This window comes from Flavitalea plasmicola (genome assembly GCF_030546645.1).
Lineage (GTDB): Bacteria > Bacteroidota > Bacteroidia > Chitinophagales > Chitinophagaceae > Puia.
Genome location: NZ_JAUOTO010000003.1, coordinates 104,284 through 126,831 on the forward strand (window position 1 = coordinate 104,284; position 22,548 = coordinate 126,831).

The following is a 22,548-nucleotide window of genomic DNA, read 5'->3' on the forward strand; positions in this document are numbered from 1 at the left end:
CTTTACGCTATGAAAGTTCTGATCATAGAAGATCACCAGGAGCTGGCCCGTAATATCCACGACTTCCTGGCCAAAGAAGGGTATATATGCGAGCTGTCAGGCAACCTGGAGACTGCCCGTGAAAAGCTGGGCCTTTTTCAATATGACTGTATCCTGCTGGACATCGGTCTGCCGGATGGCAACGGGATCCACCTGCTGGATCTGATCCGAACCGAACACAAACAAAGCAATGTTCTCATCATTTCCGCCCGCAATGCCCTTGACGATAAGATCGTGGGACTGGACAACGGGGCCGACGACTACCTGACCAAACCTTTCCATCTCGCCGAGCTCCACGCCCGCATCCGCGCCGTTTACAGGAGGAAGAACCTGGGCGGCACCCATATCGTGGAATTCAATGAGATCAACCTTAATACGGACACATTCGAAGCGCGCATCGGCAACACTACCCTGGACACCACCCGGAAAGAGTTCGATCTGTTGTTGTACTTCCTCGTCAATAAGAACAGGGTGCTGTCCCGTCAATCCATTGCTGCACATCTCTGGGGCGATTATACGGACAATCTGGCCAATTTCGATTTCGTCTACCAGCATGTAAAGAACCTCCGGAGGAAAATAGCCAATGCCGGCGGGACGGATTATATCAGCACCGTCTATGGCCTGGGGTATAAATTCACCATGCACAAGCATACAGCTGAAACTAAAAACTTAGATGAAGCTCACTAACAAATTTACTATCTGGTATTTCGCCATCATGATGGTGGTACTGCTGATCGGCGGCGCCATCGTTTATTTCGAGATCCAGTGGAAGATCAGCAGGGTGGAAGTGGTACGGCACGAAAAATTGAACGACCTGATCGCTCAACAGGTCAGCAAGGGGAGCGATTATTCCAACCATCCCACCCGCAAGCGTGCGACGATCTCCGAGATACCCGCCGACAGCATGCCGAAAGAGGCCAGCTCCTATTATACCCGTGGCGTAGGCTGGAACCCGGAGTACCAGCGGAATGAATACCGGCTGGTGGTCACTTCCTTTTATACCATCAACAGCCGGCATTACCGCATTTCCACCTATTCCTTTATTCCCTCTTTTTACCAGCTGCTGCCTGGGGTAGTGGACTCCTTCAAATGGATCCTTCTTTTATTATTAATATTAGTTGCCATCTCCGGCAAGCTGATACCCAAATACATCCTTTCGCCTTTCAAACGGACGCTTAAGGTCATTCAGTGCTTCGACCTCAAACAGCGTAAACCCATCCTCCTGCCTGAAACGCGGACAGATGAATTCAAAGAATTAAATGAGTTTCTTAAGAAAATGACAGACAAGGCATTAGAGGATTATCAATCCTTGAAGGAGTTTGCCGAGAATGCTTCCCACGAGCTGCAGACACCCACTGCCATCATCCGCGGCAAGCTGGACCTGCTGATGGAGTCGGATATCCGTGATGACCAGGCCATACTCATCGCGGAAATGCAGAATGCCCTGGAAAAGCTGTCCCGGATCCATAGCTCCCTGACCTTACTGACCAAGCTGGAGAATAAAGAGTATACAGCCCAAAAGCCAGTGTGCCTCAGCGCCCTGACAAGGGAGGCGCTGGAATCATTTGAAGAGTTGATTCAATTGAAATCCATCGAGTTAGAAACGTATATTGAAGATAAAGTGTATATAGACCTCCACAATGCTCTGGCTGACCTGCTGCTGACCAACCTGGTGAGCAATGCCATCCGGCACAATATTCCCGGCGGCGTGATCAATGTGCACCTTACAAAAGCGGGCCTGCTCATCAGCAACACGGGTCTGCCTCCCCAGGTACCTGTAGCGGAATTATTCGAGCGCTTTAAGAAAGGCGATCCTGCCAGCGACTCCATCGGCATTGGCCTGGCGATCGTCCGGCAAATTTGCGAATTAATGAATTTTAATATCGTCTATGAATACGTGTCCAGCCGGCATATCATAGCTATCAGCTTCCAATCTTCCCATCCTGCTTCAAAATTGCTTCAAAATCTTAATTTCCCTTTGTATCCAGTGATGCAGCCCTAAGCTTCCTAATGAACTATGAACAGGAGCTCCTCCTGTCGACCTTGTGTTCTCCGCAAGCTGCTCCCTGCCGCCATATGGATCCGGAAGAATGAAAAAATTGTTCATCTATCATGTCAAAGAACCCATTTGCCACCCTGCTAGGGGCCTTGTTGCTTAGTTTTTTTACGGCTGGCGTGCAAGCTCAGACGCTCTCGCTGAAAGACGCGGTACAGACCGCGCTTAATAATTACGGCAGTATCCGTGCCAAGGCCAATTATGTCAAAGCTTCCCGGGCCAGTGTCCTGGAGAGTAAAAGGGAATATCTGCCAGATCTGAATATCTCTGCTCAGCATGATTATGGTACGATCAACGGGACCAATGGCCCTTTATATGGCTATAAAGGCGGCGCTGTAGCTTCCGCTGGTCCGGCCATGGCCGCGCAGAACTGGCATGCCGCCTTTGGGGCGCTGTACCTTACGGATGTCAACTGGGACTTTTTTCAGTTCGGCAGGGCGAAAGAAAGGACCAGGGTGGCGCAGACGGTATTATCCCGCGACCAGGAAGACCTCAACCAGGAGCGCTTTCAGCAAAGCATCCGGGTCTCGGCCGCTTATCTCAACCTGCTGGCGGCGCAAAGGCTGGTCATCACCCAGCAGCATAATCTCGACAGGGCTACGGCCCTGCTGAATGTGGTGGTGGCCCGGGTACAGAATCAGCTCAACCCCGGCGTGGATTCCTCCCTTGCCCTGGCTGAAGTGTCCAATGCCCGCATCGCGCTGACCAATGCCCGGGAGTTCCAGCAGGAGCAGGCCAACCAGCTTGCGATCTATATGGGCGTACCTCCGGCAGACTTTGTGCTGGACAGTCTATTCATCTCGCGTATACCCACGGCGCTTGGCACGGGACCGGCCACACCCATGACGGAACACCCCCTGCTGAAATACTACCAGCAACGGATCAACGTCAGCAATGAACAGGCCAAGTACCTGAAGACCTTCAGTTATCCCACCCTCTCCCTGTTCGGCGTATTACAGGACAGGGGGTCGGGCTTCGACTATAATTATGGTACGCAGTTCCCGGACGCTTATACAGGCAACTATCTGAAAGGCGTAAGTTTTTCCCGTGGCAACTACCTCATTGGAGTGGGGATGATCTGGAATCTCACCAGCCCGTTGCGAATCCATCAGCAGGTGGCTTCCCAACGATGGATCTCGGAAGGACTGAAAGAGGAGTATGCCCTGGTGAACCAGCAGCTGCAGGCCCAGCTGGTCCTTTCCGATACCCGGATCAAAAATGCACTGGACAATTACCAGGAAGCTCCCATACAGTTGAAAGCCGCCTCGGATGCCTTTCTCCAGAAGTCGGTGCTGTATAAAAATGGCCTGGCCACCATCGTGGATATCACCACAGCCCTGTTCACGGTGAACCGGGCCGAGGCCGACAGGGACATCGCCAACAACAATGTCTGGCAGGCGCTGCTGTTCAAAGCCGCCGCCAGCGGGGATTTTAGTTTGTTTTTTAATGAATTTTAACTGAATTACCACCATGGGATTGATAAGAAGCGCACTCAGAAAACCTATTACCATCTTAGTATTGGTGGCCGGCCTGCTTTTCTTTGGCATCGGTGCAGTCCGTACCGTCAGGATCGATATATTCCCGGATATGAATCTTCCGGTGATCTATGTCTCGCATCCTTATGGCGGCTTTACTCCGGACCAGATGGAGACCTACTTCGGGAAACAGTACGTCAACCTCCTGCTATACATTGGCGGCGTAAAAAGCATCGAGACACGGAATATCCAGGGGCTTACCCTCATTAAGCTCACCTTCTATGAAGGTACCAATATGGCGCAGGCGGCTGCGGAGGTCACAGGGTATACCAACAGGGCCCAGGCCATTTTTCCACCGGGCTCACAGCCTCCTTTCATCCTCCGTTTTGACGCCAGTACCCTGCCGGTAGGTCAGCTGGTGATCAGCAGCCCCCAGCGGAGCAACAACGAATTGCTGGACCTGGCCAACGTATATGTACGCGCCCAGTTCAGCAGCATACCCGGCCTGGTGGCGCCGGCGCCTTTCGGCGGCAACGTCCGGACGGTGGTGATCAAAGCCGACCCTGAATTGTTGCGTAGTCATAACCTTACGCCCGATCAGCTGGTGGAAGCGTTGCGACTGAATAACCAGGCCACCCCAGCCGGCAATGTCCGCATAGGCAACCTGAACTATTTCACGCCGTCCAATACCACCATTGAAAAAGTAAAGGACTTCGAGATGATCCCGCTGTATACCAACAGCGTGCAAAACGTCTATCTGAAAGATGTGGCATCCGTGGAAGATGGCGCTGATATCACCGCCGGCTATGCGCTGATCAACGGCAAACGATCCGTCTATCTCCCTATTACCAAATCCGCCTCGGCATCCACCTGGGATGTGGTGCAGGGCCTGAAGAAGGCCATCCCCCGCTTCCAGGCCCAACTACCGGAAGACGTGAAGCTTTCATATGAATTCGACCAGTCCGTGTATGTTATCAATTCGGTGAAGAACCTATTGACGGAAGGCGCTATCGGCGCCATCCTCACCGGTCTGATGGTCCTGCTGTTCCTGGGTGATGCAAGGGGCGCCGCTATCGTGATCCTCACCATACCCATCTGCGTGATCTCAGGTGTCCTTTTTCTCACTCTTTTTCACCAGACCATCAACATTATGACGCTGAGCGGCCTTTCATTGGCCATCGGCATCCTCGTCGACGAATCGACAGTCACCATAGAGAACATCCACCAACATTTGGCCATGGGCAAGCCGAAGGCCCTGGCCATCTGGGATGCCTGCCGGGAGATCGCCTTCTCAAAACTGCTGATCCTTCTCTGTATCCTGGCCGTATTCGCCCCGGCGTTTACCATGAGCGGCATACCGGGCTCTTTGTTCCTGCCGCTGTCACTGGCCATCGCTTTCTCCATGATCACTTCCTACCTTATGGCGCAGACCTTCGTACCCATCATGGCTAACTGGCTGATGAAAGGACATCACGGCAAGGGGAAGACCGATGAGGAGGAGTTCAGGGAATCAGGGATCTCCGTCGCTGATGAGCAGGATCCCTGGGCAGAAAAGCACAAGCTGGCGCAAGGCGGCACTGGTAAAGGCGGAAAAGTAACGGCCTTCGATAAATTCAGGAACCGCTTCATTCGTTTCCTGGACAGATGTTTCCCTTTCCGGAAGGCTATCGCTGTCGCATACATCCTCCTGGGTTTGGGGGGCGCATGGCTCCTTATCAACAGCATCGGCCGGGACGTATTGCCCAAATCGAACGCGGGGCAATTCCAGGTCCGCCTCCGCGCTCCCGATGGCACCCGTGTGGAGAGAACCGAGGGATATATGATCCGCGCGTTGCACATCCTCGATACGATGGTAGGGCATGAGAACATCGGCGTCACTTCCGCCATGGTAGGCATGCACGGAAGCCAGTTCTCTACCAATCCCATCTATCTTTTCATGGCGGGTCCGCAGGAAAGTGTATTACAGGTGAGCCTGAAAGAGGATTATAAGGTCAATATGGACAACCTGAAAGATGAGTTCCGGCAAAAGATCCAAAAGGATATGCCGGAAGTGAAAGTATCGTTCGAACCCATCGAGCTCACCGACAAGATCCTCAGCCAGGGGTCGCCGACGCCCATCGAGGTGAAGATCACCGGCAAGAACAAGAAGCTCAACGAGCAATTTGCCGGTAGGGTGATCGCCCAGTTGCAGCAGATACCCTACCTCCGCGACGTGCAGCTGGGACAGGCCATCCATTATCCGGCTATCAATATCAACATCGACAGGGTAAGGGCAGCGCAGCTGGGCGCCAACGCCGCTACGATCAGCCGCTCCCTGCTGGCCGCCACCTCCTCTTCCCGTTTTACCGAGAAGAGCGTTTGGATCGATCATAAAAGCAATCTTGCCTACAACGTCCAGGTGGAAGTGCCTGAGAATTTGATGACGAGCACCAGCGATATCGGGGAGACCCCCATCGTCCCGAATGCGCCCCGTCCCACGCTCAGCGATGTGGCCACCATCACCACCGATTCCACCTATGGCGAGAATGACAATATCGGTCCCAATCCGGTACTATCGGTGACGGCTAACCTATATAAGAAAGACCTGGGCAGCGCATCGAAAGATGTAGAGGCGGCGATCGCATCCCTGGGGACGCCGCCCCGTGGGATCACTGTCGAGACAAGAGGGCTGGTCCAGGTCCTTTCGGAGACCCTCAGCAGTCTGCAGACAGGCCTGATCACGGCCATCCTGGTCATTTTTCTCATGCTGGCGGCCAACTTCCAATCCTTTAAAGTATCGCTGGTGACGCTGTGCACGGTCCCTGCCGTATTGTTGGGCTCATTGGGTCTGCTCATGCTCACGGGATCTACCCTCAACCTGCAGAGCTACATGGGAATGATCATGTCGGTGGGTGTGTCAATCTCCAATTCGGTGCTGCTGGTGACGAATGCGGAACACCTGCGCGTCCATTCCGGCAATGCCCTGGAGGCAGCCCGGGAGTCCGCAGCTGTACGTCTGCGGCCTATCCTGATGACCAGCGTGGCCATGGTGGTGGGGATGATCCCGATGGCTTCCGGTTTCGGCGAAGGCGGCGACCAGGCTGCACCATTGGGCCGTGCGGTAATAGGGGGTTTGATCGCCTCCACTTTCGCGGCATTGTTTATCCTGCCGCTTATTTTTGCATGGGTTCAGGGTAGGACGTCCACCCAGTCCGTGTCGCTCGATCCTTCAGATAAAGAAAGTAAACATTATATACCGTCATTATATGAACAAAATGAGAAATAATATTTCATTGACCTTTTTTATGGCCTTGCACACGCTGGTGGCTGCCACCCTGTTCAGCGCCTGTTCCTCGTCGGATGGAGAAGGCAGTGAAAAGAAAGATGCCAAACAGGCGCCTGCGGCCACAGCGCCTGCCGAGACTTTTTCACTGGAAAGGGGCAGGCTGTCCACTGCACTGTCTACGCCCGGTGAGCTGATAGCTTACCAGCAGGTGGACCTCTATGCCAAAGAGAACAGCTTTGTAAAAAAGTTATATGCAGACGTAGGATCGGAAGTGCGCGAAGGACAGCTCCTGGCAAGCCTGGAAGCGCCTGAGCTCGGTTCGCAGGTGGCCAGTGCCCAGTCGCGGGTGAAATCGCAGGAGGCGATCTACATCGCCAGCAAAGCCAATTATCAGCGTTTGGTGGAGACGAGCAAAACACCGGGCACCATCTCGCAGAATGACATCGATCAGGCTGACGCCCGCCAGAAATCGGACCTCGCGCAGCTGGAAGCCGCGAAGTCCGCCTATAGCCAGGTGGCAGAGACCCTCAAATACCTGGAAATAAGAGCCCCTTTCAGCGGCGTGATCAGCGCCCGCAACGTGAACCCGGGTGCTTATGTCGGTCCTTCCGGCAAAGGCTCGGAATTTCCCCTTTTCACCTTGCAGGAGCAACGCCATCTGAGGCTGGTGGTCTCCGTGCCGGAGGCATATACAGGCTATCTCAATGACAGGAACGAAGTGAAATTTTCGGTGAAAGCCCTGCCGAACGAGGTCTTTCACGCCAGGGTCAAACGCCTTGCCGGCGCCCTGGATAACAAGCTCAGGGCGGAACGCATAGAAATGGATGTGATCAACGAGGACAAGCGTTTATTGCCCGGCATGGTGGCTGAGGTCAACGTGCCCCTTCCTGCAAGGGACAGCACCTTCATCGTTCCGTCGACTGCCATTGTCAATTCTACGGAACGGATATTCGTTATTCGGGTTGCCGGTGGTAAGGCGCAATGGGTGGATGTGAAGCCGGGGCGTTCCGACAAAGGCAAAGTAGAAGTATATGGCGACCTTCGGCAGGGAGACACCATCATCAAAGTAGCCAGCGAGGAAAGGAGGGACGGCTCACCTGTAAAATAGCAATAGGCTTACATCTCAGGCGCCCAATAATTTCCTGATAGGATGATCATATTGATCATCTTGATGCTATTGTCATAATAATCAAACCCTTTCAGCCGGAAATTCACCGTGTAATCCCAGAGCTTGTTCAGCCAGGGTTGGTTGTCCCTGTCGACCATGGCTGCCACAGAGAAGGGTGCAATGAAGCAAAGGGCCTCATAATATCTGTTCTTCAGGTCTTCTCCCTGCAGGCTGTAGCCCGCGGATATATTATCGGGATTCCCACGCGTGGTGGCGCGGATCCACTTGTTGATCTTTCCCACGATGCCGGCCGCACGCGGATCGCCATTCACGATGAAATCCGTTGCGATGCGCCAGGGCGTACGACAGGCATTATAATTGTAAACGCCGTCATAACGGGATTCAAGATAGCGTGGCCGGGCGGGCTTTGCCTGCGGCCCCACCTTATTGATAAAATCAGGCAACAGCCCCGCGTCCGGGCTAAACGTGTTTTGCAGATATTCGAATAGTTTATAGTTGCTGTCGATGACCCTGTCCCAGCCCTGATCGCCAGAGGCGGCCCGAAATGTGCGGAAATGGGCAGGCATGAAGTCCGAGCTGCGCATATCGAAATAGTCCTTACTATCATGCTCACTCGAATTGCTCAGCAGCACCGAAAACGTCTTCGGGTTGATCTCCAGGTGCAAAATGGCCCTTACCATCCGCCGTCCTTCTTCCTTGTAATTGATGGCTCCTTTACTGCCCCACTGGGCGTCGGCCAGCAGAAGAGAATAGGCGATATCCATGTCGCCATCCGTAGCCGAGCTGCCGTCGATGTTGCGGCAATCTTTCTTCTGTGCCCATGCCATCAGGTAGGGGTCGGCCTTGCTGGGATGGTTGCGGTAATAATGATACAGCCCGTTATAGATGGTCTGTGCCGCCGTGTCGTATCCGGCCATCAGCGTCGTGATGATCATGCCGTAGCCCTGCCCTTCGGATACACATAATTTATTATGCGTATCCGGCCCTTCAAACCATACGTAGAATTCGTCTTTATTACATCCCTTGCGTATATATCGTTGCCTCCATGCTTTGTAAAATGTCCGTACACTATCATCCATCTGCCGCCTGCTGACATGGCTGGGCAGGATACATCCTTCCCGGTAGGCGACATGCTGAGGAAACGGCTTGGCCGGAAGGATTGGTTCAAGGGACGGCGAGTCCCCTGGCCGATGTGGGATGAAAAGACTTAGGAGCGCTACCGATGAGAAAAAATAATACCTGAACAATGACATAAGGTAACAAAGAGCAATTTTCGCGCCGTATGTGCGGCTTTGCATTAATATTACGATTTTATCCTCTTAACATTTCTTATAGAAAACCTTAACAGGAATTTTGCCGCGATGCGGAGGGGTGACCGCTCTTGCATAAGTGACCATTGCTTAAGAGAGAATTTATTAAACCCATAAAAAACCTCCTACATGCATCGTTCTATCTACCTTCCTGTTATCGGCTTTTTGGTATTGTCTGTTTTTAGTAATTCATCCTGCAGCAAGGCCAGCCCGTCTTATCTGCAAACGGGCGATTGGATCCAGGCTTCCGCTATCTATGGATATCCCCGCAGCAATGCTTCCTGCTTTGTCGTGGGTAATGTAGCCTATGTAGGGCTGGGCATTAATGAATCGGTCGGAGGTTCTTTCTACAACAGGCTGAATGATTTCTGGTCCTTCAGCAGTGACACCGGCTGGACGCAGCTACAGGACTTTCCGGGCGCCCGCCGCAGCAGTGCCGCCGCTTTCAGTGTGGGCAACTATGGCTACGTCGGCACAGGGTGGGACGGGATCCACCAATTCAATGATTTTTACCAATACGATGTGGTAAACAAAGTGTGGTCAAAAAAAGCGGATTACCCGGGCGGCGCCCGGTATGATGCCGTGGGTTTCGCCGTCAAAGGAAAAGGCTATATTGGGACAGGCTACAGCATCTATGCCCTGGCCGACTTCTACCAGTATGAGCCGGATTTGGACAGATGGGCAAGGACGCCGGGCACGGATCTTAATTTCTCCAAACGCCGGGGGGCTGTGGCCTTTGTATATAATGACAAAGCATATATAGTTACGGGCTCGAATAACCAGACAATGGTCCGGGACTTCTGGGAGTTTGATCCGACACAAACTGCGCCCTGGAAGCCATTGAGCAATATCACCAACACCGATCCCGCCACCTTCGACGACGGATATACGAACATAGAACGGGAGTATGCAACGGCGTTCATCAACAACGGGAAAGCTTATCTCGTGACGGGACAGAATGGCTCACTGCTGTCGGCCACCTGGGCATATGATTTTGTTACGGGCTATTGGAGCCAGCGTACGCCCTACCCGCGTGCGCAGCGGCAGGGAGCCGTGTCCTTCACCATCAATGGAAAAAGCTATGTAGGGCTGGGCGGCACGGGCGGCAGCACCACCACCTTTGATAATATGGACATCTTCAGTCCGGACAAGATCTTTAATCCAAATGACTGATCACATGGGGCTAAACCCCTTGTGAAGAGCGCGGGAACGGGTATGCTCCAGTTCCAGCAACAAGGTCAGTATATGTGCTGCTAATCCGTCGGAACGTTTGTACCAGGCATACCTCAGGCTAAATGCGTTGAACGTATAGCGGGGGCTCACTGGTCGCTGCGGTGCATAACGTAAGGTGAGTCCCGCTTTATAGCTGGAAAAATGCGAGAGATCGTAGTCGGAAGTGTAATATTTTTCCGTCAGCACGTGTTTGCGGAAAGGGGCGAAGTAGCGGGCAGCCGTCTGCGTGTAAAAGCGCACCAGGGGCGCCAGGCTCAGCTCCGGCTTTATTTTCACCGGCACTTCGAATTGCAGGGTATGCGCGGTGATGCCAAGGTCATCGTGATAGTAGCGGTAGTAGCTGCGGATAATGGTACGGGTGCCGGCAAATATATTCAGCTGGGCCGCTAAAGGGAATTTCCACCGCTCTGCAGGCAGTTTTTCCACCCTGACGGTGAACCGGTCGTTATTGAAATACACCCGATGATAAGAGGTGGACAACAACCCTTTCTGGTATACGAGCTCCGGGAATATGGCCAGCTGCATCCGGGGATTGATCACCTGGTAGAAGGAAAAGGAAAGGTTGTAGGAGTTGCGCCGGAAGTTGTGAAACCAGGCGGTATCCCGCAGCTCGGCCGGGTAGATCAGCCCTACCGGATATCCATAGTCGGCGCTGATCCGGCCGTAGCGGAGATCGTCGAAATAACATTGCAGCGCTGCACTCCATTCCTGCGACCCCGTCCGGCTGATATGGCTTACTGACACCCCGGCAGGAAACGAAAGATAAGCGGACTCGACGGAAATGCCTGTCCCCAGGGTTATGCGTGTATCCGATCTTTTAAGTTTCCAGGTGTATGAGGGGCTGATATGCGTCCGCGCCGAAAGCTTCGAGGCCGAAGAGACGATGAAGTCGATGTTATCCAAAGACGCGGAGGAGATGACGTCCACTCCGGCGTTAAGCGACCAGCTACGGGTGGAATCAAGATGATGCGTGATAGTGAATTCCGGGGAATAGACATGGAGCTTTTCCGTACCAGTTCCGCCCGTGATGGCGGAATGGTTGCCATTCTGGGTGTAATACCCGAACAGCACCTGTATATCTGTTTTGGATATGCGTTGTTGCTTATAAAGACTGTCCTGGCGTCGCTGCCCATGGGTATGTATTGCGGCTGCCAGCAGTGCGAGCGTAAGGTATTTGTGCTTCATGAGGATCAGTTGCAGCCGCAGCCTCCGCTGGCTTTTCCGTTGCCGCCTCCGCTGGCGCCTTCCCGGTATGTATGTGCGCTTATGTCGAATTTTTCCACATCGGCCCTGCCCGGCCGCATAGCGGCGTCATTGAGGAACGCCCGTTGGTAGGGTTTCACCGGCGTGCAGCCAGGAAGGATGCCGACAGCAGTAAGCAGCAGGGTTGCGAGGATAACAGGTTTGTCAGGTAGGTGCATGTGTCGTGATGTTTTTGGATGAAAAGAGCTGGTCCTTATCATCAATAATTATACCATGGACATGCGGCAGCTGTCCGATAAGGTGCAGACCCGCCGATACCCCCATGACAGTGACAGCCGTGGCAAGCGCATCGGAAAGCTCTGCTGAAGGACTGACGATGGTAACACTTTTAATGCCTTTCACCGGCAGGCCAGTGCGGGGATCGATATTATGCGAATAACGGACGCCGTCCAGGTCGAAATATTGTTCATAATTGCCCGAGGTGGCCACAGCCATATCGTCTACGGGCAGCCAAAGCAGGATGCGGGAAGGATCGTGGGGGTCCGCCACACCCACCCGCCAGGGACTGCCGTCGGGTTGTTTGCCCCAGGCCGTGAGATCGCCGCTGGCATTGATGACGCCAGCCTTCACCTGCTGTGACTTCCATAACGTCCTCACCCTGTCCGCAGCATATCCCTTGCCGATGGCTCCGAACCCAATGCGCATACCTTCCCTTGATAGGAATACCGTATCGGGACCCAGCTTAATGTACCGGTGACCGACAGCTGATAGGACATCCGACAGCGAAGCAGCGTCCGGCCAACGGGCCTGCCGCTGCTTAAAATTATACAAGACTTTCAATGCGCCAGCCGAAATATCGAAGGCGCCCTGGGTAATGGCGGAAAGCCGGAGACAACGCCCGATCAGTTCGTGGACTTCCGGGTCTACGCTGACAGGCCCCACTCCGGCATGCCTGTTGAGTAAAGCCGTTTGCGAATCAGGGCTAAACTCCGTCAACAGCGCCTCGATCCGCCGGATCTCCGCGACGCCCTCCTCCAGCCGACGGCCGGCGATGACCTCGTCTTCTTCCACCACGATCAGCTCGAACGAAGAGCCCATCAACCGGGTATGGATCTGGCGTTTGACCATGGCTAAGGGAGGGGAGAGGCCGCCTCCTTCAGCGACTTCTTTACTTCTCCGATGAAGTCGGCAGGCGTCTGGCCAGTGTAAGGAAGGACGGCCAGCAGGGCCTTATCGGGATTGAGCAAAATGATCTTTGGAAAGGCCCCTTCTGCATTGAATTCGCCGGCCAGCGCCTCATACTGTGCCTTCATCTCTTCAGGGATCTTCTTACGCTGGGGAAAATCGGCTTCCAGAACGACAAGGCGCTGACCGGCGAATTGCCGGAAAGCGCTGTCTGTCAAAATATTCTTTTCAAATCGTATACATGGAATACACCAGTCGCTTCCGGAGAACACCAGTAAGATCTTTCTGCCGGATTGCCCGGCCTCCCGGAAAGCGCTGACCGGGTCCCGTTGCACCTGTGCATGGGCGGCGATCAGGGTCGATAAGGATAACAAGAGAAATATGGTACGCATGCTGCACGCAAAGGTACACTTTTGCATGCATACGCTAGCGCACGATGACCACCTGTTGGGCAAGGATCGAACGTCCGTCCGTCAGCCGTGCAACATATGCGCCTGCCGGCAGATGGCCATTACTCTTAACATTCACCTGCCGGCGACCGTCCAATTCGGACCAGGCCGCTGACTGGATCCTGTTCCCTCCCATATCAAACAGCTCGAACTTTACTGCGGTAAGGGGCTTGCTGGTCTCGACAGTAAGATCATTCTCCACGACGGTGGGGTAGATCTGTATGGATGAAGTATTGTGCAACGAAATGCTGATGATCTTTGAATAGTCCACCGCACCGTCGATATCTACCATCATCAGCCTGTAGTACACGGTGCCGCTGTTGGCATGATTGTCCGTATAGGAGTAATCTTTGAGGTTGTCGCCGATACCTTCGCTGGCCGCCGTAGTGTGTTCATTAAGGAAGGTCACCCCGTCCGTGCTGCGCTGGATAACATAGTGGTCAAAATTCACCGCATTCGTCGCCTGCCAGGTCAGCCTGGCTTCGTTGGTTGCAATGGCGCTGGCAGACCATCTTGTCAGCGTCACCGGAAGCGTCGTGGAGGTCAATGCAAAGCTCACCCTGTCGGCTCCGCCATTGTCATAATATTCCAGCACCATATTATAGGTGCCATTCAGCAGCGCACTATAGCTGGAAACCGAATAAGTTTGATCGTTCCATTTGTTGATGACCCAGGTAGCGCCGCCATCCAGGCTCAATCGATAGCCGTCATCGCCCCCTACCGTGAAAACATAGTTCTTATTGGTAAAGGTCTGCGTCAGCCTGTAACGTGCGCTGAACTGGTAGGTCGTCACGGCGCAGCTGCTGGTGTTGTAAATGGCGGTATTGCTGTTGGAGGTATTGCCGAAGTTCTCATCGAAGTTGGGACTGGCCGCCGAGCCTTCCGTCATCTTTCCTTTGAACATGCCAAAGCTCATGCCCTGGTAGATATATCCATTCCATATATTATTGGTACCATAAACCGCCGGATCTTCCGTGCCCATACAGATCTGCGTGATATTGAAGGCTACGCGGTTGTCACCCCCATTCTCATAATATTCCAGCACCAGATTGTAGGACCCGTTGAGGGTGACCGTGTAAGTAGTAGTGGTATATGAATGGTCATTCCAGTTATTGATAACCCAGGTAGCGCCGCCATCCAGGCTAAAACGGTAACCATCGTCGCCACCTACGGTGATCGAGTAGCTGGCGTTTGAAAAAGTCTTTGTCAACTTATAGCGCATGGCGAAATCCTGCGCGGTGATGGGACATCCGTTCGTGTTATACGTACCTGAGACTGTTCCGAAATTTTCATCGAAATTGGGACTGCCGGAAGCGCCTTCGTTGACATAACCCGAATAAGTGGTGAAGGCTCGCCCCTGGTAGGCATAACCGATCCAGGTATTGCCTGTGCCGTAAGTCGTCTGGTCGCCCAGGGCGGTACAGGCGTGTGTATGTAACGAGGAGAGCAGTAGTACTAGCGTAAGTGAGCAAAGGGTGTTAATAGTTTTCATAACTATGGACTTTTAAGGGACAAACACCTTATTTCCATTGATATGCCATTTTTTAAGTTTTTGGTTATTAATATATTAAGAACGGTTGTTCGAAATCTTTATTCTAGAAAACGGAAGAGATTCCATGAAAGGGAAGGAAGTTCATGAGGGGGAATACCGCAGGGCGAATGCTGGCCCACCCATTTTATCGCATCTGGCCCCCTTTTGCAGGACGGCGCGCAATAATTTTGTGGTATAAAAGACGAATTAAAATGGAAAAAAGATTCAGGATGCGGGAGGTACAGCCCGCTGCTTACAAACCACTGATCGAGCTGGACAATTTCATCGCTACAACGGAGATATCTCCCCTACACAGGGAGATGATAAAGATAAGGGCCTCCCAGATCAATGGCTGTGCCTATTGTGTCAACAAGCATGCGAAGGACGCGCGGAAAATCGGAGAAACGGAGCAGCGTATCTATCTGCTGTCCGTATGGCGGGAATCTCCCCAGTTCACGGAAGAAGAACGGATAATTCTGGAAATGACGGAAGAGATCACCCTTATTCACCGGCATGGGCTTTCAGGACCGGTGTATCAAAAGGCTATTGCGCTTTTAGGTGAAGAAAGGACGGCGCAGATCATTATGGCCATCATCAACATCAACGCCTGGAACCGGATTGGCGTCAGTTTGCATATGCAGCCGGAGCTTTGAGCTACAAGCTACAAGCTGCAAGCGTCAAGCTGGTCTTATTAGGTCTTTACTTGTAGCTTGTAGCTGGTAGCTTGCAGCTTCTTAGTACTGGCTCGGATTTACGCGGGCGGCACTGTCCACGATGTACTGACTGGCGTTCCCATTCCCCTGGTCGACGCCTTCCGCGCCAGGGGGAGGGACCTTATCGATCAGATTCTGATAGTCATATTGCGGCCCCAGGCTGTCAGGCCGGGCGAAAAGCGCTTTTTTATCCAGGCCCAGGGTGCCGTCGGCGAGGGCTTTGGCGAAGAAGTACTCCCATACGGGCCTGGCCACGTGACCGCCATCAGCCCTTCTGCTGTCCAGACGGATAAAGCGATCGTCACAACCTACCCAAACGCCTGCCTGGAGCTGGGGGGTATAGCCCATGAACCAGGCGTCGGAATTGTCATTAGTCGTGCCCGTCTTACCGCCCATCTCGGTAATGCCTAATCGCTGGCGTAATCCTGCCGCCGTACCGAAGTCCACCGGACCCTGCATCATCCGGGTCATCGTAAATGCCGTCGCATGGCTCAGCACCTCCTTGTGATCCGGAGGAAAACGTACCAGGACATTCCCATGCTTGTCCTCGATCCGGGAGATATAATAGGGCTGCGTACTGATGCCGCCCGAAGGAAAGACCGTATAGCCCCACATCATTTCGTACAGCGATAGTTCGCAGGCTCCCAGGGCCAGGGAAGGGTAGGGCTGCACAGCCGTAGGGATGTTCATCTGGCGGATGAACTCGGCAAAACGTTTGGGGCCTTCGGGCCCAAACTGTTTCATGATATAGGCTGCCACCTCATTGATGGACCAGGCAAGGCCATTGGCCATGGTCCGGGTCCCGCTGACCTTCGGGTTGGCCCTGGCAGGCACATAGGCCTTGTATTCCGGGAAATATTGTTGAACGGCATCACATTGTGTCTGCGGCGTAAAGTTGAAATCCTCGATAGCCAGGCTATACAGGAAAGGCTTGATGGAGCTGCCCACCTGCCGCTTAGTATTGATATTGACGTGGTCGAACTTATAGTTTTTGAAGTCAATTCCTCCTACCCAGGCTTTTACGGCGCCCGTAACAGGGTCCATTACCATAAAGCCTGTCTGCAGCATCTGCCTGTAGTATTTGATGGAATCGAGGGGTGTCATCACCGTATCCTTTTCATGGGCGGCATTCCATGCAAAGACTTTCATCCTCATGGGCTGATGGAAGCTGTTGCGGATAGCCGGCACCGACATGCTATCCTCTTCTTCCAGCTTCCAGCGCTCACTGTTCCGCATAGCTGCTTCCAGCACGTTGAGATGCCCTTTCCAGATGTCGCCGTTGACTATATTGGGCTGTGCGTTCAATACCTTCTGCCATTGCGGCATCGCCTGCATGACAGCTTCGTCGGCATACAGCTGCATGCGGGGATTGATGGTGGTATAGATCTTCAATCCGTCCTGGTAAAGATTATAGGGCTCTCCCGACTCAGGGTTCATGTGTTCTTTGCACCATTTTTTCAGGTCGCCTCTGAGCACATCCCGGAAATAGGGGGCCAGCCCATTGTTCTCGTCCGCCTTACGGTAATGCCCGATGTCGATGGGCTTTACCTTAAAGACAAGCGCATCTCCTTCCGCCAGGTAGTGATTGGTCACCATCCTGTTGATCACAATATTCCTTCTCTCCATTGCGGCCTTGGGATTGGTACGGGGATTGAAGAAACGGGGATTATTCACCATACCTACCAGGACGGCCGATTCATCCACGCTGAGTTCCGCCGGCTCTTTCTGGAAAAAGGTCCTGGCGGCGCCCCGGATGCCATATACGTTGTCACTGAAAGAAACGTCGTTCAAATAAAGCGAAAGGATCTCTTCCTTCGTGAAATTCCGCTCCAACCGAATGGCGATGATCCATTCCTTCAGTTTCTGGATGACCCTCAGTACCCTGTTATGGCTTCGTTCTCCATTGAACATGTTGAGGGCCAATTGCTGGGTGATCGTGCTTCCCCCGCCGTCCCTGCCAAATCGCAGCACTGCGCGCATGACGGCGATATAATCGATACCGGAGTGCTCATAAAAGCGCACGTCCTCCGTTGCCACCAGCGCATGGATGATATTGGGCGAGATGTCTTTATAGTCCACATGGGTCCGGTTGCCTTTCTCGGTATAAAACTTTCCCATGGAAGTGCCGTCATCGGCCAGTACTTCAGATGCCAGCACCAGCGTAGGATTTTCCAGCTCATGCAGGGATGGCAGCTTGCCAAAAGTGCCCATGCCGATGAGCACCAGCAGCAGGATAAATGCCAACAGGCCGCTGAAAAAGCTGATCCAGAAGATGCGGACGAGCCGGAATTTCTTTTTTGGGGGATTTTTTACAGGCGCCAATGCTTCAAGGTTTTGAATATTAACGTCAAAGGTCTGGCATTAGTACTAAAAGTAAGTCTTGATCCCTGTTAAAAAGTCCTCTCCCGGATGATATTCATAAAGGGGTCCCTGAATTTTTCGCTGATGGGGATCTGCTTGCCCCCGATGAAGATATGGTTGTCCCGGATACTGTCCACCTTCGCCACATTGACGATGTAGGAGTTATGCACCCGGGTAAAGGAGGGAGACAGCTGTTCCTCAATGTCTTTCAATCTTTTATAGATCAATATTTTATCCTGCGTGCTTACCAGCCGGGCATACTCCTTTTCCCCTTCAAAATACAGGATATCCTTCAGCAGCACCTTGCTCAGGGTCCTTCCGGATTTAATAAAAAAATACTCTTCCCTGGAAGGGATGAGAGGGGCAGGGGCGGTCTGGGACTGTTTTTGGCCCTCCAGCATGCTGAAATGGGCCTCTATTTTCTGCAGCGAGGAGTAAAACCTACGGAGTGTGATGGGTTTAAGCAGATAGTCGATCGTTTGAAAGGAATAGCTTTCCGCCGCATACTCGGAATAAGCTGTGGTAAATACGATGCGGATATCCGGGGGTAGGAGAGAGGCCATTTCCATGCCCGAGAGCTGCGGCATATTGATGTCAAGAAAAATAAGGTCCAGCGGGTGTGCCTTTATAAAGGTCAGGGCTTCCCGCGCGTTGTAACACTTGCCCAGCAGCTGCCAGGAGGTGTTTTGTCCAATGAACATCTCCAGGAGGCTTACTGCATTGGGTTCATCATCCACTATGAGGCAACGGAGGGGCATAACAGAGGAATTTTTAGATAAGCATGAAAAGTCCTTTCAGACTTCGAAACACTTAGTTGAGCATGGGTACCGTATAGTAAGGTAAGCCGTCTTTTCAGATTTTCAAGCCCGAAACCCTGTGGCGCAGCCACTACCGGAGGTTCCTGCAGCTCATTTTCCGTCCGGAAGATAAGGTAGCCTTCGTTTTCCAGCAGGGAAAGCGTCACCTTGTTCTCCGTACCCGCGCGATCGATCCCATGCTTAAAGATATTTTCTACAAAGGTCATCAGCAGCATCGGCGGGATAAGATGCCTGACATTGCATTCCCGCAAGAAAACGACTTCCACGCCATGTCGGATACGGATCTTCTCCAGCGCGATGTAATTTTCCAGGAACTGTATCTCCGTGGCCAGCGCTACTTTTTCTTTGGGGCTTTCGTCGACGAAATAACGCATGATCTCGGATAGCCGGCCGATGAGCAGGGCTGTGCGGGGCGCTTCGCGGAAAGCCTCATAATAGATATTATTCAGCGTATTGAAAAGAAAATGCGGCTGGACCTGGGACTTCAGCAGGTGCAGCTCCACCAGGCTTTTCTGCTCCTGCATCTGCTGGGCCTGGCGTTTCAGCGTGAAATAAGCCAATGCGATACGGAATACAAAGCTGAGGATGAATACGACGACGCATCCTACGGTCACGTAGACCGTGTTCTCCCAGGTGAGCGCATAATGTTTTTTAGCAAACCAGGCATTGTAGATCAGCTGGCTGATCCAGGTCTTCAGCAGACCGGTTGCCGCCAGCAACAGAATGGCCGAGACCACATACCATCCTGTCCTTTTGCTTTGATACAGCTTCGGGAACAGAAAATAGATGTTGCCATAAATGATCACGGCATAGAAGAAGGTGTTCAGAAAGGTATAGGCGATGGATTGCAGGAGTCCATCCATCGGCAGCAGGGAAAAGAAGTTGATCAGGAAGATCACCCCCCAGATAAGAATCTGTAATTGACGCGGGCTTGCTTTTTCGTTAAAGATGTTCATCAGCTATGGTTCGCAAATTACTAAGGTTTCGGCGGCTGACGAGTGATTTTCAATGATCGGCCCCGCCCATTCAACGACGTTGGTATTGAACGATCTTCCTGCCTGGTTAAAAAGGAGCGCGCGGCAATTGAATGGAGTTGTGTATTCCGCCGGGTATAGGGAGATTTGGCCACTGTTAAAATCATCCATATGCGCACATTCATCTATATTTCCCTGCTGTTGATCCATTTGCTGGTTGCCGCCATTTCCCGGGGACAGGTCGGCCAGGCCGACACTATACGACCCGGTGAAGGGCACCTGCTGACGACTGTATTGAAGCCGGGTTTGCGTCAATACCTGGTCTATTATCAATATCCTCAAAAGGCGGACAGGCTGGGGTTCTGGTACTGGATGCGGGATATTGCGATGGAAGACAAAGGCGGCAAGCGCTATTTCGCGATCACGCAGCATTGGTATGGCGGCGACTCCGCCTCTTACAGAAAAGTGTACTCACTGAACAGTGTGACGGATTTTGCCCCTGTGTACCACTGCGAGACAGTACGGGGAAAGATAGCAGCCTATGACTGGAGCGGAGAGAATATCAAGGGCGCTGACACCGTGGCGGACAATGATAAAAAATCCTTCAACCTCAGATTTTCCGAGCCCAACTTCAACTGGAACCTGGACATCGAGACTTTCGAGATGCTGCCATTGGCCGCAGGCAAGTCCTTTTTGATCAATTTCTATGATGCCGGCGCGGCACCCCCCAAATACCTGCTCTACCGGGTGACGGGGAGTGAGGCGCTCACCTTAATGAATGGGGAAAAAATGGACTGCTGGAAGCTGTTCACTGAAGGGGAAAGTCCCCGGGGGCCTTACACTCAAACTTTCTGGATCAGCAAGGAGACCCATGAGTTCCTGAAAGAGGAGGATGCTTTCGGCGGCAACTACAGATATAAGGTAAAAATGCCGGGCACCGCACCCGACCTCCTGTCCAGGTTTGCTACAAAAGATTAGCTGTCAATGTGGACGATGCATCCATTCATGGCTGTCGGTGTGTTACCGGCGGCTTTTGTCATATGAATACTTGCTAAATATGATATAGGTAATGAATATTTTGCAATTTCGACCCCCCTTTAATAAAGAATTAATAAAAATTTTTTGTACCATTTATTGTGTAAGAATATATAAATACCTAATAATAATGCAATTGTAGAGTTATTTACATTGTATTATAATTTTAATGCATACAATAATCTTATTCTATTTTATAAATTCTTTATAACTTTCCATTCTGGTACAACAAATTATTGTTTTTTCTAACGTGAAATCTACGAGATTATGCAAAAATTCACTCTTAAAAGCACTTTGCCATTTATTACGCTGGTAGTGATAGCTGTCGCAGCTATATTCGTTCCGACACTACCTAATTTTGACGAGGGGAAATACAATGTGGCCGACATCGCCTGGATCCTGGTCGCGACCGCCCTGGTTTTTTTAATGACCCCCGGTCTTGCTTTTTTCTACGGCGGTATGGTTAACCGGAAGAACGTACTTTCCACTATGATGAAAAGCGTAGTTGCGGCAGGTGTGGTAGGAGTGTTGTGGATCGTGGTCGGGTATAGCCTCTGCTTTGGCGATTCCATCCATGGGATCATTGGGAGCCCCGCTACACATTTGTTTTACAAAGACGTCATGTCCGGTAAGCCCTGGGTTGCCGCGACCTCTATTCCCAAGGGGCTCTTCTCCATGTTTCAATTGATGTTTGCCATCATTACCCCCGGTCTGGTGGTAGGCGCCATTGCTGAGCGCATGCGGTTCTCAGCCTATGTGCTTTTCACCGTGCTGTTCAGCCTGCTGGTTTACGCTCCCCTGGCTCACTGGAGCTGGCATCCCGATGGGTTCCTCGCCAAGATGGGCGCCCTTGACTTCGCCGGCGGTACCGTAGTGCATATCTCCGCCGGTTGCGCCGCTCTGGCAGGCGCCCTGGTGCTGAAACGCAGGAAGTCTCATATTGACAATCTGACAACGCATCCAGCCAACATACCTTACGTACTTATTGGCACCGGCCTCCTGTGGTTTGGATGGTTTGGCTTCAACGCAGGTTCTGCCGTAGCTGCCAATACCCTGGCCGTTTCAGCTTTTTCCACTACCAATACAGCTGCGGCGGCGGCCGGCCTCTCCTGGATGTTCTTCGACGTAGTGAGAGGCAAGAAGCCATCTGTGGTTGGTTTCTGCGTAGGCGCTGTTGTTGGCCTGGTGGCCATCACGCCCGCAGCCGGCTTTGTCGCCGTGCCGCAAAGTATTTTCATTGGTGTATTTGGAGCGCTTGTTTCCAATATCGCCGTACATATTAAAGCTACCAAAACGGTGTTGGATGATACGCTGGACGTATTCCCCTGCCACGGTATCGGCGGTATGGTAGGTATGCTCATGACGGGCGTCTTTGCTACCAAGGCCGTGAACAGCGCCGGCAACGACGGCTGGTTCTATGGCAACTCCGCTTTCTTCTTTACACAGCTGAAAGCTATGGCCATTGCGGTTGGATATAGCTTTTCCGTATCCTTCGTCATCTTCAAAGTGATCAATGTCATCGTTCCCCTCCGTGTAACAAGTGATGAGGAAGAAGAAGGCCTGGATGCCAGCCAGCATGATGAGAAATACGTACAGGGCACCTTGCTCGTGGCAACGCCCAATGGCTTAAAAGAGCAGGAAGCAATGCATTAGAAATTGTTAAAATATTTGGTTTACTCCCATTTTGCACCTAGAAAGAAGGCTCCCAGGCCTTCTTTCTTATTTTATACATATATTGCCTAGAATATATTACGCTTATTTCGTAAATTAGA

At 52.3% G+C, this 22,548-nt stretch carries 18 protein-coding genes; 9 read left to right on the plus strand and 9 right to left on the minus strand.

The features are described from left to right. Positions 1-9 precede the first annotated feature (9 nt). From Q4E93_RS10495 to Q4E93_RS10515, 5 genes are all read left to right on the plus strand, one after another. The gene (locus tag Q4E93_RS10495; RefSeq protein ID WP_303584950.1) at positions 10-726 is read left to right on the plus strand and encodes a response regulator transcription factor; all 717 of its coding nucleotides are present in this window, start codon (positions 10-12) and stop codon (positions 724-726) included. Then, positions 713-2,041, plus strand: coding sequence for a sensor histidine kinase (locus Q4E93_RS10500; protein WP_303584951.1), 1,329 nt, complete (start codon positions 713-715; stop codon positions 2,039-2,041). The genes Q4E93_RS10495 and Q4E93_RS10500 overlap by 14 nt, the downstream gene beginning before the upstream one ends. A gap of 110 nt (positions 2,042-2,151) precedes the next feature. After that, on the plus strand, positions 2,152-3,552 hold the full coding sequence (locus Q4E93_RS10505; RefSeq protein WP_303584952.1) for a TolC family protein: 1,401 nt from the start codon (positions 2,152-2,154) through the stop codon (positions 3,550-3,552). 13 nt (positions 3,553-3,565) lie between these two features. Then, entirely contained in the window at positions 3,566-6,835 is a 3,270-nt protein-coding gene (locus Q4E93_RS10510; RefSeq protein WP_303584954.1) for an efflux RND transporter permease subunit, read from the plus strand. Then, complete coding sequence (locus tag Q4E93_RS10515; protein WP_303584958.1) at positions 6,816-7,943, plus strand: efflux RND transporter periplasmic adaptor subunit; 1,128 nt, start codon at positions 6,816-6,818, stop codon at positions 7,941-7,943. Before Q4E93_RS10510 ends, Q4E93_RS10515 begins: the two co-directional genes overlap by 20 nt. An 8-nt stretch (positions 7,944-7,951) precedes the next feature. Here the strand turns inward: Q4E93_RS10515 and Q4E93_RS10520 are convergent, their stop codons facing one another. Then, positions 7,952-9,262, minus strand: coding sequence for a family 8 glycosyl hydrolase (locus Q4E93_RS10520; protein ID WP_303584960.1), 1,311 nt, complete (start codon positions 9,260-9,262; stop codon positions 7,952-7,954). Positions 9,263-9,403: 141 nt separating this feature from the next. Here Q4E93_RS10520 and Q4E93_RS10525 point away from each other — a divergent pair, with 141 nt between their 5' ends. Next, on the plus strand, positions 9,404-10,447 hold the full coding sequence (locus Q4E93_RS10525; protein ID WP_303584962.1) for a Kelch repeat-containing protein: 1,044 nt from the start codon (positions 9,404-9,406) through the stop codon (positions 10,445-10,447). Here Q4E93_RS10525 and Q4E93_RS10530 read toward each other — a convergent pair whose 3' ends face one another. The 5 genes from Q4E93_RS10530 to Q4E93_RS10550 are packed head-to-tail and all read right to left on the minus strand — an operon-like array spanning position 10,448 to position 14,836. Then, positions 10,448-11,692, minus strand: a complete 1,245-nt coding sequence (locus Q4E93_RS10530) for a DUF3570 domain-containing protein (protein ID WP_303584964.1) — start codon at positions 11,690-11,692, stop codon at positions 10,448-10,450. It abuts the gene before it with no gap. Between the two features lie 5 nt (positions 11,693-11,697). After that, the gene (locus Q4E93_RS10535) at positions 11,698-11,928 is read right to left on the minus strand and encodes a DUF4266 domain-containing protein (protein ID WP_303584966.1); all 231 of its coding nucleotides are present in this window, start codon (positions 11,926-11,928) and stop codon (positions 11,698-11,700) included. Beyond that, entirely contained in the window at positions 11,915-12,838 is a 924-nt protein-coding gene (locus tag Q4E93_RS10540; protein ID WP_303584968.1) for an FAD:protein FMN transferase, read from the minus strand. The genes Q4E93_RS10535 and Q4E93_RS10540 overlap by 14 nt, the downstream gene beginning before the upstream one ends. A gap of 2 nt (positions 12,839-12,840) precedes the next feature. Beyond that, positions 12,841-13,287, minus strand: a complete 447-nt coding sequence (locus Q4E93_RS10545; protein WP_303584969.1) for a thioredoxin family protein — start codon at positions 13,285-13,287, stop codon at positions 12,841-12,843. Between the two features lie 34 nt (positions 13,288-13,321). Then, positions 13,322-14,836: a T9SS type A sorting domain-containing protein gene (locus Q4E93_RS10550; protein ID WP_303584970.1), complete on the minus strand. Its 1,515-nt coding sequence runs from the start codon at positions 14,834-14,836 to the stop codon at positions 13,322-13,324. 251 nt (positions 14,837-15,087) lie between these two features. On the opposite strand from Q4E93_RS10550, the gene Q4E93_RS10555 reads away from it, so the two are divergent. Beyond that, the gene (locus Q4E93_RS10555) at positions 15,088-15,528 is read left to right on the plus strand and encodes a carboxymuconolactone decarboxylase family protein (RefSeq protein ID WP_303584972.1); all 441 of its coding nucleotides are present in this window, start codon (positions 15,088-15,090) and stop codon (positions 15,526-15,528) included. A gap of 81 nt (positions 15,529-15,609) precedes the next feature. Here the strand turns inward: Q4E93_RS10555 and Q4E93_RS10560 are convergent, their stop codons facing one another. From Q4E93_RS10560 to Q4E93_RS10570, 3 genes are all read right to left on the minus strand, one after another. Continuing rightward, positions 15,610-17,910: a transglycosylase domain-containing protein gene (locus Q4E93_RS10560; RefSeq protein ID WP_303584974.1), complete on the minus strand. Its 2,301-nt coding sequence runs from the start codon at positions 17,908-17,910 to the stop codon at positions 15,610-15,612. Positions 17,911-17,978: 68 nt separating this feature from the next. Then, positions 17,979-18,707, minus strand: a complete 729-nt coding sequence (locus tag Q4E93_RS10565) for a LytR/AlgR family response regulator transcription factor (protein ID WP_303584976.1) — start codon at positions 18,705-18,707, stop codon at positions 17,979-17,981. Beyond that, entirely contained in the window at positions 18,686-19,723 is a 1,038-nt protein-coding gene (locus Q4E93_RS10570; RefSeq protein ID WP_303584977.1) for a sensor histidine kinase, read from the minus strand. The genes Q4E93_RS10565 and Q4E93_RS10570 overlap by 22 nt, the downstream gene beginning before the upstream one ends. Positions 19,724-19,912: 189 nt before the next feature. On the opposite strand from Q4E93_RS10570, the gene Q4E93_RS10575 reads away from it, so the two are divergent. Both Q4E93_RS10575 and Q4E93_RS10580 read left to right on the plus strand, forming a co-directional pair. Continuing rightward, entirely contained in the window at positions 19,913-20,719 is an 807-nt protein-coding gene (locus tag Q4E93_RS10575; RefSeq protein WP_303584979.1) for a DUF3108 domain-containing protein, read from the plus strand. A 324-nt stretch (positions 20,720-21,043) separates the two neighbouring features. Beyond that, positions 21,044-22,429 carry an ammonium transporter gene (locus Q4E93_RS10580; RefSeq protein ID WP_303584981.1) on the plus strand — a complete coding sequence of 462 codons (1,386 nt, stop codon included), beginning with the start codon at positions 21,044-21,046 and terminating at the stop codon, positions 22,427-22,429. Positions 22,430-22,548: the final 119 nt, after the last annotated feature.

Coding starts and splice junctions, on each gene's coding strand:
- Q4E93_RS10495 (WP_303584950.1), top strand. CDS start 10: ATGAAAGTTCTGATCATAGAAGATCACCAGGAGCTGGCCCGTAATATC.
- Q4E93_RS10500 (WP_303584951.1), top strand. CDS start 713: ATGAAGCTCACTAACAAATTTACTATCTGGTATTTCGCCATCATGATG.
- Q4E93_RS10505 (WP_303584952.1), top strand. CDS start 2,152: ATGTCAAAGAACCCATTTGCCACCCTGCTAGGGGCCTTGTTGCTTAGT.
- Q4E93_RS10510 (WP_303584954.1), top strand. CDS start 3,566: ATGGGATTGATAAGAAGCGCACTCAGAAAACCTATTACCATCTTAGTA.
- Q4E93_RS10515 (WP_303584958.1), top strand. CDS start 6,816: ATGAACAAAATGAGAAATAATATTTCATTGACCTTTTTTATGGCCTTG.
- Q4E93_RS10520 (WP_303584960.1), bottom strand. CDS start 9,262: ATGCAAAGCCGCACATACGGCGCGAAAATTGCTCTTTGTTACCTTATG.
- Q4E93_RS10525 (WP_303584962.1), top strand. CDS start 9,404: ATGCATCGTTCTATCTACCTTCCTGTTATCGGCTTTTTGGTATTGTCT.
- Q4E93_RS10530 (WP_303584964.1), bottom strand. CDS start 11,692: ATGAAGCACAAATACCTTACGCTCGCACTGCTGGCAGCCGCAATACAT.
- Q4E93_RS10535 (WP_303584966.1), bottom strand. CDS start 11,928: ATGCACCTACCTGACAAACCTGTTATCCTCGCAACCCTGCTGCTTACT.
- Q4E93_RS10540 (WP_303584968.1), bottom strand. CDS start 12,838: ATGGTCAAACGCCAGATCCATACCCGGTTGATGGGCTCTTCGTTCGAG.
- Q4E93_RS10545 (WP_303584969.1), bottom strand. CDS start 13,287: ATGCGTACCATATTTCTCTTGTTATCCTTATCGACCCTGATCGCCGCC.
- Q4E93_RS10550 (WP_303584970.1), bottom strand. CDS start 14,836: ATGAAAACTATTAACACCCTTTGCTCACTTACGCTAGTACTACTGCTC.
- Q4E93_RS10555 (WP_303584972.1), top strand. CDS start 15,088: ATGGAAAAAAGATTCAGGATGCGGGAGGTACAGCCCGCTGCTTACAAA.
- Q4E93_RS10565 (WP_303584976.1), bottom strand. CDS start 18,707: ATGCCCCTCCGTTGCCTCATAGTGGATGATGAACCCAATGCAGTAAGC.
- Q4E93_RS10570 (WP_303584977.1), bottom strand. CDS start 19,723: ATGAACATCTTTAACGAAAAAGCAAGCCCGCGTCAATTACAGATTCTT.
- Q4E93_RS10575 (WP_303584979.1), top strand. CDS start 19,913: ATGCGCACATTCATCTATATTTCCCTGCTGTTGATCCATTTGCTGGTT.
- Q4E93_RS10580 (WP_303584981.1), top strand. CDS start 21,044: ATGCAAAAATTCACTCTTAAAAGCACTTTGCCATTTATTACGCTGGTA.